We start from the raw sequence: 11,572 nt of genomic DNA on the forward strand, positions 1-11,572 counted from the left end.
CCTTGGCCAGGTCAAGAGCGGTCGTGGTGGCCACTTCTCTCGCGTCCTCGTCGTCTCGTCGAACCCGCCGGGGTTACCAGCGGTAGTGGGCGAAGGCCTTGTTGGACTCGGCCATCTTGTGGGTGTCCTCGCGCTTCTTGACACTCGCCCCAAGGCCGTTGCTGGCGTCGAGGAGCTCGTTCATGAGGCGCTCGGTCATGGTCTTCTCGCGGCGGGCGCGGGAGTACTGCACCAGCCAGCGCAGGGCCAGGGTGGTGCTGCGCGCGGCGCGCACCTCGACCGGCACCTGGTACGTGGCACCACCGACGCGGCGGCTGCGGACCTCGAGGGTCGGCTTGACGTTGTCGAGCGCGCGCTTCAGGGTGACGACCGGGTCGTTACCGGTCTTCTCCCTGCAGCCCTCGAGGGCGCCGTACACGATGGACTGCGCGATGGAGCGCTTGCCGTCGAGAAGCACCTTGTTGATCAGGGCGGTCACCAGGGGCGAGCTGTAAACCGGGTCAGACATGAGCTGACGACGGCCAGGAGAACCCTTGCGAGGCATAGTTAGCTCTTCTCCTTCTTGGCGCCGTAGCGGCTGCGTGCCTGCTTGCGGTTGCGGACACCCTGGGTGTCCAGCGAGCCACGGATGATCTTGTAGCGAACACCGGGCAGGTCCTTCACACGACCGCCACGCACGAGCACGATGGAGTGCTCCTGCAGGTTGTGGCCCACACCGGGGATGTAGGCCGTGACCTCGATGCCGTTCGTGAGTCGAACGCGGGCCACCTTGCGCAGTGCCGAGTTGGGCTTCTTCGGGGTCGTGGTGTACACGCGCTGGCACACGCCGCGCCGCTGCGGACTCCCCTTGAGGGCAGGAGTCTTGGTCTTGGAGACCTTGTCCTGCCGGCCCTTGCGGACCAACTGCTGAATAGTGGGCACTGCCACTCCGTTTCGTGCCTTGGCCGGTGTTTCGTCAGTTGTGATGCATTTCGCAGGTACTGCCGGTGTCATGACCTGCTGATTTTTCTTGTCTCGGTGCCCCCGCGCTCGGGCGTGTCGCGCTATTCACGCAGACGTCCCGCGAGGTTTACGAGCCAGGAAGCCGTCCCGCGCTCGTAATGAGCGCACGGTCGAGGGCCCGCTAGAGACGGGCACGAAGCTCAAGAGTACCCAGGCCTCTGCGACACGTCAAAGCGGCGCGGCAAAGCGGACAAGCCTTGCCACTCCAGGACGCCGAGACCGTTTTCATCAGTGCTCGGCTACTGCTCCGGGCCCATGATATCGGGATGGAGGGGCGAACTGTGACGGGTTCGCAAGGACTGCCAGGGCAGCCGTTTGCATGGCGGTGACCCCTGCCCTCAACATGGGCGCGGGATCGGGGCGGAAAGTCCCGGTATGCGGGCGTCCGACCAGGCCAGAGGGTGGGGCCGCGCCTACGTACCAGTAGACGAAAGGGACGCCGTAGAGGGGGAGATCCTCGCAGGCCGTGCCGCCGGGGGCGGTGACGACGACGCGGAGTTCGGCGCCGGCCGCGGTGGGCGGTTCCGGGTAGGCGAACCGCGGGGAACGGCGAGACGTACTGGGCCAGCGCCACGTCCGGGACGCCGAACCGCTCGTACAGGCCGTCGGCCAGCATCGCCGCGGCGCCCTCCAGCGTCTCCTCCGCGGGCTGGCCGATCACGAGCACCGTGCCGCGCCAGTCGTCGGAGGCGGCCGGCCGCCGGGCGGCGCCGGCCAGGCAGGCGAGGTGGAGGTCGTGACCGCAGGCGTGGGAGACCGGGACCGTCCCGCCGTCGGGGGTCGTCGCGGTGGCGGTGCTCGCGTACGACAGACCGGTCTCCTCCTTGACGGGGAGCGCGTCCAGCTCGGCCCTGAGCATGACCGTGATCCCGTCGCCGCGGCACAGCCTCCCGACCACCCCATGGCCGCCCACCCCGGTCGTCACCTCGTACCCGGCCGCGACCAGCCGCCCCGCCAGGCGAGCGGCCGTCCTGGCCTCCTGCCAGGACAGCTCGGGGTGGGCGTGCAGGTCGGCCCGGAAGATCGCCAGGTCACGCAGCTCGGCGGTCACGAGAGACGACCCGGGCCGAGCGGGAGACGGTAGGGGCGGCGCGGAAGACGGCTCGGGTGGCGCGGGAGGCGGCCCCGGCGACGTGGGGGACGGTTCGGGCGGGGCGGGGGATGGTTCGGAGGTCATGGGAAGGGGTGCGGGTCGGGGTTCAGGTCGGCCGGGGTCAGGGGCGCGGCGCGGTGGCCGAGCCGGTACGGCAGTTCCAGCGGACGCGTCAGACCGCGCACCCTGCGGTTGTGGAGTGGTCGTGCATCGTGGCCACCAGATCAGGATTTATCACCATCTCCTGGGCTCGGTGGACCTCGTCCGGATATCGCCGGATCAGGTCGGCCAGCAGCGGCCCGAGCTCGCTCAGCGCGCCGAGCACGGCCTTCTCCGGCACCAGATGGGCCCCGGCGGCGCACACCATGCGCGGCCTGCCCGGGTCGCCGTCCTGCCGCACGCCCATCGCCCACACGCTGGGGACGCCGTGCTCCACCGTCGTGTCGTACAGCTCGACCCGGTAGCCGGTCTCCACGGTGATCGCGGCGGCCTGGAGCGGGATGGTGCGATCCCGTGCCGTGCCGGGGTCGATCCGCGGCACCGGGAGCCGGCCCGTACCAGGTCATGAGGAAGGCGTCCCGCTCGACCGTCTCCAGCAGCCCATAGAGCGGGGCCTCGGCCATGCTGCCGCCGAGCGCGCACCCCTTCGAGATCTCGAACAGGAACGGCCGCTCCCGCCCCCGCACGTAGTAATAAGCCAGGCTCTCCGGCACGAGGATCGGCGCCCGCCGGCCGAAGGAGTACCCCTACACCCAGTCGCAGACTGCGTCCTCGATGAACGGCCGGAACGCGAACCCCTCCGCCGGGCTCCGAACCGCCCTCGAACCGCAGCGGCAGCATCGCCCCGGCGATCACCAGGCCGCCGAGCGTGTCCCGGACGAGGGGCCTGATCAGCCCGCATTCGCCGTCCACGTACGTGTCGAGCAGCGCGCCGTGCTCGGCCGGCACGTCCCTGACCCGGTAACCGGGAGGTCGCGGGGCGGCGCCGGGCTCGAACACGGCGGACGCGCGGTCGTCGTCCGGCAGGCCGCCGCAGTCGGGGCAGTGGGGTTCCGGCAGGAACGTGTGGCGCTCGGCGGTGAGCGTGCGCAGGTCGACGTACCAGACGGCGCACCCGGGACCCTCGGCGGCGTGCGCGGCCAGGGCCGCGATCGTGCGGGCGGCCAGGCGGCCGAGGTACGGGGAGGCCCGCTCGGCGAGTTCGGGGCCGTGGACGGCCAGGACGGCGGCCCGATCGGCGCTGTCGGTCCTGACCCGGCCCCGGCGGGTGTCGAAGCAGGTCAGGCAGCCGGGTTCGCCGGGCCGTCGCAGCGGCCCGATGACGGCGACCCCGTACTCGACCCACACGGGCAGCCACGCGGCCGCGTCGCGCCGGGGGCCGCGCGCCCAGCCGTCGCAGGCGGTGATCGTCACCTCCTCCCGCCCGTCGCGGTCCTTCAGCGCGATCGTGATCTCCTCGGCCAGCAGGCCCGTCCCCATGACCTCAGCCATGGAGCGGCTCCGTGACGACGCGGACGACGTGCGGCATGAGCGCGTGTACCTCCCGGTCGTGATCCAGCGGAACGGCGCCGACCCGCAGCCCGGCTCCGGCCCGGGCGGCGGCGAGCTCATCTGCGCCGAGCCCCGCCGCCTCGGTGTCGACGGCGACCGGTGGCTCCTGCGCGACGACCGGGCACAGCTCGGGCAGGCGGGCGCGCAGCCCGGCGCACTCGCGCGCACGCCGAACCCACTCCTCCACCTCACCCCTCAGCCCGTACGGCAACGCCGTCCCGGCCTCGGACCCCCACTCCCGCCCAGAGGGAAGACGCCCGGTGTGCAGCGCCCGCCGCAGCCCCACGAGCGCGGGCCGGGGCCCGGACGCGCCGAGCTGTCCGATGACGTCACCGAGCGCCACAGCCAGCCGCCGCCCCTCCGCCTTCACCCGGGCGGTCTCGGCGAGCAGCCGGGTCACCAGCGCATAGGACTCGTCCCAACGCAGGGATTCCAGCTCCGCGGCCGCGACCCCGCATGTGCGGACAGCGACCGGCGGGCCGTCGTTTTCCCGCTCAATAACCGTCATTACATGAGCCCCATTCGCTTTATTGGCGCCAAAAGGCAACAGGCGCGGGCGGCGCTCGAGCAGGAGCAGCAGATGTAGCAGAAGCAGTTACACGAAGCTCCCACTTCAGTCATGCCGTGACCAGCAGTAAGGGACTCGGCCGCAACACCGTCATCGGCGAGTTCGAAGACGTCCATGGGCAGATCGCTGAGGTCCATGCGGACTCTCCTTCCGGGGGTAAACGCCCTATCGAAATTTATCTTCGAAACCTCCAGCTCTGACGGGTCCAGAGCACATCTCAAACGAAAAGCCCCCTAGTCGGTAGGGAATACCGGCCTAATGCGCACCAGCTCTTACGGGGAAGGGGCCATCGAGCCATGAGCGTTGTCTCAACGCGCAGCACGGGTGCCAGGACCAGCGACGATCGCGTACGCCGGACGATGGACGTCACCAGGAGCCTGCTCCTGCGATCCGGCTACAAGCGGACCACGATGGACGAGATCGCCCGCCGGGCGAACATCGGCAAGGGCACCATCTATCTCAGCTGGGACACGAAAGACGATCTCATAAGAACGCTCGTCATTCAGGAAATTGTCGGAGTCTGCCAGGACATTTCGCGAATAGCGATGCTTCGTCCTGCCGTCGCGCAGCTCTCGGAGTTCTCTCGCGAGCTGTTCACGCTCGTGTTCAAGCATCCACTCTTCCGAGCACTCTACACCTCCGACAAAGAAATGATCGGAAGAGCCTGCGACGATCCGCAGTTCGGCTTCCAGTGTTATCGCTTCACCACGTTCACGCCATTTCGCGATTATCTCCGGATGCTGCACGAGGGCGGAATGTGGGACCCGTCCCACAGTTTCGCGCTCGACGCCCTGCTTTCCGGTTTCATCAAACTTCATCTGCACGCCGAGATCGCCGGCGCGCGACCCGATCTTGCGGCCCACGCCGACAGTCTGGCCGGTCTCATCAGGAGCTCTTTCGAACCTGCTGACCAGGTCCCAGCCGCAGAGCTGACCGATCCCGCCCGCCGTACCGTCGAGATCTTCGACGGTGCCGCGGCGAAATACCGGGCGAAACTCATCCCCCAGCCCCTGGCCGCCTCCGTCTGAGGAGTCAATTGTGAACGAGACACACGTCCCGCCGGACCCGACGATGACGATGCCGGTCGACTCCCGGCCGCGTATCCAGGACGGCGGCCAGACCCTCCTCAAGTGGCTCGGCACGATGCGGGACGAACAACCGCTCTGGCGCGACGCATTCGGCATCTTCCATGTTTTCCGGCATGCGGCCACACAGCGGGTGATGTCGGACTATGCGACGTTCTCCTCTGACATCAACCGGCTCCGGCCCGGCGGCGATCCGTTCAGCGCGGGCAGCCTGATGCTCACCGACCCGCCGGAGCACCGAAAGCTCCGCAAACTCGTCAGCCAGGCGTTCACCCCGAAAATGTCCTCGGACATGGTGCCGCGGATCGCCGAGCTCACCACGGCGCTGCTGGACGAGATCGACGAGGACGAGTTCGACCTGGTCGAGAGGATCGCGCACCCGCTGCCCGTGATGGTGATCGCCGAGCTGCTCGGCGTCCCGCCGTCCGATCGCGACCTGTTCCGCACCTGGTCGGACCGGCTCATGTCGCTCCAGGTGCCCGACTTCGCCGACTCGTCGCCGGCCGGGCGGGTGGCGGCGGCCATGGCGGAGATGAACGACTACCTGCGCGAGCACTGCGCGGACCGCCGTACCCGCCCCAGGGACAGTGCCACTTCTGCGACTGGGTGGTCCAGGTCCCCGTACGCGACCTGCGGCTGGGCGAGCAGAGCTCCGGCCGCGTCGCCTGCCTGAAGGCCATCAAGACCCAGATCCGCGTCCAGGCCCCCGCCCTGCGCGAGCACTACCACCCCGACATCGTCTACTGGGGCGGCGGCACGGCCAGCATCCTCGGCCCTCACGAGATCGAGTCCCTACACGGCACGCTGTCCGCCGAGTTCGACCTGAGCACGGTCAGGGAGGCCACGATCGAGGGCAGCCCGGAATCCCTCGACCGGGACAAACTACGTCTCCTGCGCGGACTCGGCTTCAACCGGATCAGCATCGGCGTCCAGTCCTTCGACGATGCGCGCCTGCGCCGCCTCGGCCGCGCCCACGCCGCCGACCAGGCCCTCACCGCCGTCCAGGACGCCCACGAGGCCGGCTTCACCAACATCGACATCGACCTGATCGTCGGCTTCCCCGGGCAGACCGGCCAGGAGGTCGCCGACTCGGTCCGTACGGCCCTGACCCTGCCCATCAACCACTTCTCGATCTACCCCTACCGGGCCGGCCCCGGCACGGTGCTGCGCAAGCAGGTCCACCGGGGCGCCCAGCTGGACCTCAACCTCCAGCTCCAGGCGTACGGCATCGCCAGGGAGCTGCTGGAAGGGGCAGGCTTCCCCGAATACGCCATGTCCTACTTCGGCCCCCACGCTGCCAGTCGGACGAGGCGTACTACCAGCTCCGGATGGACTGGATCGGCTTCGGCTCGGGCGCCAACTCCCTGATCGGCCGCCGCTAACTGAGCTACGAGAAGGGCAAGCTGGCCCACTACAACGCCAACCCGCTGGCCTTCGACGTCAACGCTCCGGCCCACTCCCCACAGCTCACCCTCCACTTCCTGTCCCAGGCGCTGACGACCGCCGAGGGCCTGGACGCCCGCCTCTACCAGGAACGCACCGGCGTCCCCCTCCGCACGGCCTGCTCCGACCCCGAGGTGATGGCGTACCTGGAACGCATGAACGAGCACGGCCGGGTCATCGTCGACCGCAACGGCATCCGCCTCCACCGCGACGACATCGCCCAGATCTTCATCGCCCTCAACTGGATCACCACCCCGGACACCACCACCAACGAGGTGATCCCCCTGACCCCTCACCCACATAACCGCCCACGACCGCAGCCGGTGCGGGACGTGCGGTGAGTGGGGTGGGAGCCACGGAGCCGGTCAAGCGGGCGCCGTTGCGGCGGTCAGCCGGTGAAGGGTCAGAGGCCGTCTCCTGGAGGGCCATCAGCCCCGTACGGCGAGTGGCGCCCACCGTGCACCGCCGTACCAGATGATCTTGAGCCCGCCACACCGAACGGGCACGGAAAGCAGCGCGCCCGGGCCCCCGTGATCGGGAGCCCGGGCGCGTCACCCGGCGACTAGAAGAACGTCACCGGTTGTACTGACCGAAGTCGTACTCCTCCAGCGGAACCGCCTCGCCGCTGCCAGTCCCGAAGGTGTAGTCGGCGGCGGAGCCGTCGTAGCCACCCACGGTGTACATGGCCGCCTTGGCCTCCTCGGTCGGCTCCACCCGGATGTTCCGGTACTGGGGCATGCCCGTGCCGGCCGGGATGAGCTTACCGATGATGACGTTCTCCTTCAGGCCCAGCAGCGAGTCGGACTTGGCGTGGATCGCCGCGTCCGTCAGCACCCTGGTCGTCTCCTGGAAGGAGGCCGCCGACAGCCACGACTCGGTGGCCAGCGACGCCTTGGTGATGCCCATGAGGACCGGACGGCCGGCGGCCGGCGAGCCGCCCTCCGCCACCGTCTCGCGGTTCATCAGCTCGAAGCGCGGCCGCTCCACGAGCTCGCCGGGCAGCAGGTCGGTGTCACCGGACTCGAGCACGTTCACGCGCTTGAGCATCTGCCGCACGATGATCTCGATGTGCTTGTCGTGGATGGACACACCCTGCGACCGGTAGACCTGCTGGACCTCCGCCACGAGGTGCAGCTGCACGGCCCGCGGGCCGAGGATGCGCAGCACCTCGTTGGGGTTGACCGCACCGGCGACGAGCTGCTGCCCGACCGTGATCCGCTGACCGTCCTGCACGAGCAGGCGCGAACGCATCGACACCGGGTAGGCGATCTCTTCCGAGCCGTCGTCCGGAGTGATGACGATCTTCCTGGTCTTGTCGGTCTCGTCGATGCGAGCCCGGCCCTCGGCCTCGGAGATCGGGGCGACACCCTTGGGGATGCGCGCCTCGAACAGCTCCGTGACACGGGGCAGACCGTGGGTGATGTCGGCGCCGGCCACACCACCGGTGTGGAACGTACGCATGGTCAGCTGCGTGCCAGGCTCACCGATCGACTGGGCGGCGATGATGCCGACCGCCTCGCCGACGTCCACGAGCTTGCCGGTGGCCAGCGAGCGGCCGTAGCAGGTCGCGCAGACACCGATCTTGGCCTCGCAGACGAGCGCGCTGCGGGTGCGGACGGTCTCGATGCCGGCCTGGACCAGCGCGGTGACGTGGTTGTCGTTGATGTCGACACCCGCCGCCGCGATGACCTTGCCGTCGACCTCGACGTCCTCGGCCAGGATGCGGCCGTGCACGTTGGACTCGGCGTTCTCGGCCTTGACCAGGTTGCCCGACGCGTCGCGCTCGCCGACGTGCAGCGGGACGGCGCGGTCGGTGCCGCAGTCGATCTCGCGCACGATGACGTCCTGCGCCACGTCCACCAGACGACGGGTCAGGTAACCCGAGTCGGCGGTACGCAGGGCGGTGTCGGCAAGACCCTTCCGCTGACCGTGGGTGGAGATGAAGTACTCCAGCACCGACAGGCCCTCGCGGAACGAGGCCTTGATCGGCCGCGGGATCGTCTCACCCTTGGTGTTGGACACCAGGCCGCGGATGCCGGCGATCTGCCGGACCTGCATCTTGTTACCACGGGCGCCGGAGTTGACCATCATCCAGACCGGGTTGGTCGCCGGGAAGGCGTTGACCATGTCGGTCTCGACGTCGGCCGTCGCGTGCGTCCAGATCTCGATGAGCTCCTGACGGCGCTCCTCGTCGGTGATCAGACCGCGCTCGTACTCCCGCTGGACCTTGTCGGCCCGGCGCTCGTAGTTTTCCATGATGTCGGTCTTGTTCGGCGGCGCGACGACGTCCTCGATCGAGATCGTGACACCGGAGCGCGTCGCCCAGCGGAAGCCGGCGTCCTTGAGCGCGTCGAGCGAAGCGGCGACCTCGATCTTGGGGTAGGTCTCCGCCAGCTCGTTCACGATCGTGGACAGCTGCTTCTTGCCGACCTGGAAGTCGACGAACGGGTAGCTGTCGGGCAGCGTCAGGTTGAACAGGCACCGGCCGAACGTGGTCTCCAGCCGGATCGGGTCACCCTGCTCCCAGCCCTCGGGCGCAACCCAGTCGCGCGGCGGCAGGATGTCCTTCATCCGGAGCTGGATCTTCGCCTGAATCTCCAGCTCGCGGCGGTCGAAGGCCATCTGCGCCTCGGCGATCGAGCCGAACACGCGGCCCTCGCCGATCGCGCCTTCCTTCTGGGTGGTCAGCCAGTAGAGGCCGATGACCATGTCCTGGGTGGGCATCGTCACGGGCTTGCCGTCGGCCGGCTTGAGGATGTTGTTGGTCGAGAGCATCAGGATGCGTGCCTCGGCCTGGGCCTCAGCCGACAGCGGCAGGTGCACGGCCATCTGGTCGCCGTCGAAGTCCGCGTTGAACGCGGTGCAGACGAGCGGGTGGATCTGGATGGCCTTGCCCTCGACCAGCTGCGGCTCGAACGCCTGGATGCCCAGACGGTGGAGCGTCGGAGCGCGGTTGAGCAGCACCGGATGCTCGGTGATGACCTCTTCGAGCACGTCCCACACCACGGGGCGGGCGCGCTCGACCATCCGCTTGGCCGACTTGATGTTCTGCGCGTGGTTGAGGTCCACGAGCCGCTTCATCACGAACGGCTTGAACAGCTCCAGCGCCATCTGCTTGGGCAGACCGCACTGGTGCAGCTTGAGCTGCGGGCCGACGACGATGACCGAACGGCCGGAGTAGTCGACTCGCTTGCCCAGCAGGTTCTGGCGGAAACGACCCTGCTTACCCTTGAGCATGTCGCTCAGGGACTTCAGCGGCCTGTTGCCGGGACCGGTGACCGGGCGACCGCGACGGCCGTTGTCGAACAGCGCGTCGACGGCCTCCTGCAGCATCCGCTTCTCGTTGTTCACGATGATCTCGGGCGCGCCGAGGTCGAGCAGACGCTTGAGGCGGTTGTTCCGGTTGATGACCCGGCGGTAGAGGTCGTTGAGGTCGGAGGTCGCGAACCGGCCACCGTCGAGCTGCACCATCGGGCGCAGGTCCGGCGGGATGACCGGGATGCAGTCGAGCACCATGCCGCGCGGCGAGTTGGTGGTGTTGAGGAACGCCGACACCACCTTGAGCCGCTTGAGCGCGCGGGCCTTCTTCTGGCCCTTGCCGCTGCGGATCGTCTCGCGCAGGTTCTCAGACTCGACGTCGAGGTCGAAGCTGATCAGGCGGTCCTGGATCGCCTGCGCGCCCATGCCGCCCTTGAAGTAGCGGCCGAAGCGGTCGCGCATCTCGCGGTAGAGCAGCTCGTCGCCCTCGAGGTCCTGGACCTTGAGGTTCTTGAAGCGGCTCCAGACCTCGTCGAGCCGGTCCAGCTCGCGCTGGGTCCGGTCGCGGAGCTGACGCATCTCGCGCTCGGCGCCCTCGCGGACCTTGCGGCGCTGGTCGCCCTTGGCCCCGGCGGCCTCGAGCTCGGCCAGGTCGGCCTCGAGCTTCTTCTGCCGGGTCTCGACGTCGGCGTCACGGCGCTGCTCGATGTGCTGCCGCTCGACGGAGATCTTCGCCTCCAGCGAGGGCAGGTCACGCTCACGCATCTCGGTGTCGACATGCGTGATCATGTAGGCCGCGAAGTAGATGACCTTCTCCAGGTCCTTCGGGGCCAGGTCGAGCAGGTAGCCGAGGCGCGACGGGACGCCCTTGAAGTACCAGATGTGCGTGACCGGCGCGGCCAGCTCGATGTGGCCCATCCGCTCACGACGCACCTTGGCGCGAGTCACCTCGACGCCACAGCGCTCACAGATGATGCCCTTGAAGCGGACGCGCTTGTACTTGCCGCAGTAGCACTCCCAGTCGCGGGTCGGACCGAAGATCTTCTCGCAGAAGAGCCCGTCCTTTTCCGGCTTGAGGGTGCGGTAGTTGATGGTCTCGGGCTTCTTGACCTCGCCGTGCGACCACTGACGGATGTCGTCGGCCGTCGCGAGGCCGATCCTGAGCTCGTCGAAGAAGTTGACGTCCAGCATTTTGTGCGATCTCCCCCTCAGACTTCTTCCACGCTGCTCGGCTCACGCCGGGACAGATCGATGCCGAGCTCTTCCGCCGCGCGGAAGACGTCCTCGTCCGTGTCGCGCATCTCGATGGACATGCCGTCGCTGGAGAGCACCTCGACGTTGAGGCACAGCGACTGCATTTCCTTGATGAGGACCTTGAAGGACTCCGGAATGCCCGGCTCGGGAATGTTCTCGCCCTTGACGATGGCCTCGTAGACCTTCACCCGGCCGAGAACGTCGTCGGACTTGATGGTCAGCAGCTCCTGCAGGGCGTAGGCGGCGCCGTACGCCTCCAGCGCCCACACCTCCATCTCACCGAAGCGCTGGCCACCGAACTGCGCCTTACCACCCAGC

General features: G+C 68.4%; 12 protein-coding genes and 2 pseudogenes. 4 read left to right on the forward strand and 10 right to left on the reverse strand.

What is annotated here, in order from left to right; translation table 11 throughout:
• Positions 1-73: 73 nt before the first annotated feature.
• The 8 genes and pseudogenes from rpsG to ACWDRB_RS16915 form a co-directional block, all read right to left on the reverse strand.
• Positions 74-544 carry a 30S ribosomal protein S7 gene (gene rpsG / locus ACWDRB_RS16880; RefSeq protein WP_043623423.1) on the reverse strand — a complete coding sequence of 157 codons (471 nt, stop codon included), beginning with the start codon at positions 542-544 and terminating at the stop codon, positions 74-76.
• Between the two features lie 2 nt (positions 545-546).
• Entirely contained in the window at positions 547-921 is a 375-nt protein-coding gene (gene rpsL / locus ACWDRB_RS16885) for a 30S ribosomal protein S12 (protein ID WP_020542315.1), read from the reverse strand.
• Between the two features lie 202 nt (positions 922-1,123).
• The gene (locus ACWDRB_RS16890; protein ID WP_449894658.1) at positions 1,124-2,179 is read right to left on the reverse strand and encodes a M20/M25/M40 family metallo-hydrolase; all 1,056 of its coding nucleotides are present in this window, start codon (positions 2,177-2,179) and stop codon (positions 1,124-1,126) included.
• An 88-nt stretch (positions 2,180-2,267) separates the two neighbouring features.
• Complete coding sequence (locus tag ACWDRB_RS16895) at positions 2,268-2,636, reverse strand: YcaO-like family protein (protein ID WP_449894660.1); 369 nt, start codon at positions 2,634-2,636, stop codon at positions 2,268-2,270.
• A 13-nt stretch (positions 2,637-2,649) separates the two neighbouring features.
• Positions 2,650-2,829: pseudogene (locus tag ACWDRB_RS16900) on the reverse strand (YcaO-like family protein); the annotation flags it as partial.
• 214 nt (positions 2,830-3,043) lie between these two features.
• Positions 3,044-3,586 (reverse strand): annotated as a pseudogene (locus ACWDRB_RS16905) (TOMM precursor leader peptide-binding protein); the annotation flags it as partial.
• Entirely contained in the window at positions 3,579-4,154 is a 576-nt protein-coding gene (locus ACWDRB_RS16910; RefSeq protein ID WP_449894662.1) for a hypothetical protein, read from the reverse strand. The gene ACWDRB_RS16910 and the pseudogene ACWDRB_RS16905, both read right to left, overlap by 8 nt.
• Complete coding sequence (locus tag ACWDRB_RS16915) at positions 4,154-4,351, reverse strand: thiomuracin/GE37468 family thiazolyl RiPP peptide (protein ID WP_449894665.1); 198 nt, start codon at positions 4,349-4,351, stop codon at positions 4,154-4,156. Before ACWDRB_RS16915 ends, ACWDRB_RS16910 begins: the two co-directional genes overlap by 1 nt.
• A gap of 222 nt (positions 4,352-4,573) precedes the next feature.
• On the opposite strand from ACWDRB_RS16915, the gene ACWDRB_RS16920 reads away from it, so the two are divergent.
• The 4 genes from ACWDRB_RS16920 (at position 4,574) to ACWDRB_RS16935 (ending at position 7,083) form a co-directional block, all read left to right on the forward strand.
• A complete protein-coding gene (locus ACWDRB_RS16920; RefSeq protein ID WP_449894699.1) occupies positions 4,574-5,242 on the forward strand; it encodes a TetR/AcrR family transcriptional regulator in 669 nt (222 codons plus the stop codon).
• 10 nt (positions 5,243-5,252) lie between these two features.
• Positions 5,253-5,972: a hypothetical protein gene (locus ACWDRB_RS16925; RefSeq protein ID WP_449894667.1), complete on the forward strand. Its 720-nt coding sequence runs from the start codon at positions 5,253-5,255 to the stop codon at positions 5,970-5,972.
• The gene (locus tag ACWDRB_RS16930) at positions 5,906-6,667 is read left to right on the forward strand and encodes a radical SAM protein (protein ID WP_449894669.1); all 762 of its coding nucleotides are present in this window, start codon (positions 5,906-5,908) and stop codon (positions 6,665-6,667) included. The genes ACWDRB_RS16925 and ACWDRB_RS16930 overlap by 67 nt, the downstream gene beginning before the upstream one ends.
• 212 nt (positions 6,668-6,879) lie before the next feature.
• On the forward strand, positions 6,880-7,083 hold the full coding sequence (locus ACWDRB_RS16935; RefSeq protein WP_449894671.1) for a hypothetical protein: 204 nt from the start codon (positions 6,880-6,882) through the stop codon (positions 7,081-7,083).
• Between the two features lie 232 nt (positions 7,084-7,315).
• On the opposite strand, the gene ACWDRB_RS16940 is transcribed toward ACWDRB_RS16935, so the two are convergent.
• Positions 7,316-11,191 carry a DNA-directed RNA polymerase subunit beta' gene (locus ACWDRB_RS16940; RefSeq protein ID WP_449894673.1) on the reverse strand — a complete coding sequence of 1,292 codons (3,876 nt, stop codon included), beginning with the start codon at positions 11,189-11,191 and terminating at the stop codon, positions 7,316-7,318.
• Between the two features lie 17 nt (positions 11,192-11,208).
• Positions 11,209-11,572 (reverse strand): DNA-directed RNA polymerase subunit beta (locus tag ACWDRB_RS16945; protein WP_449894675.1); only part of this gene is annotated, 364 nt, incomplete at its 5' end.

Source organism: Nonomuraea sp. NPDC003707 (assembly GCF_053587055.1).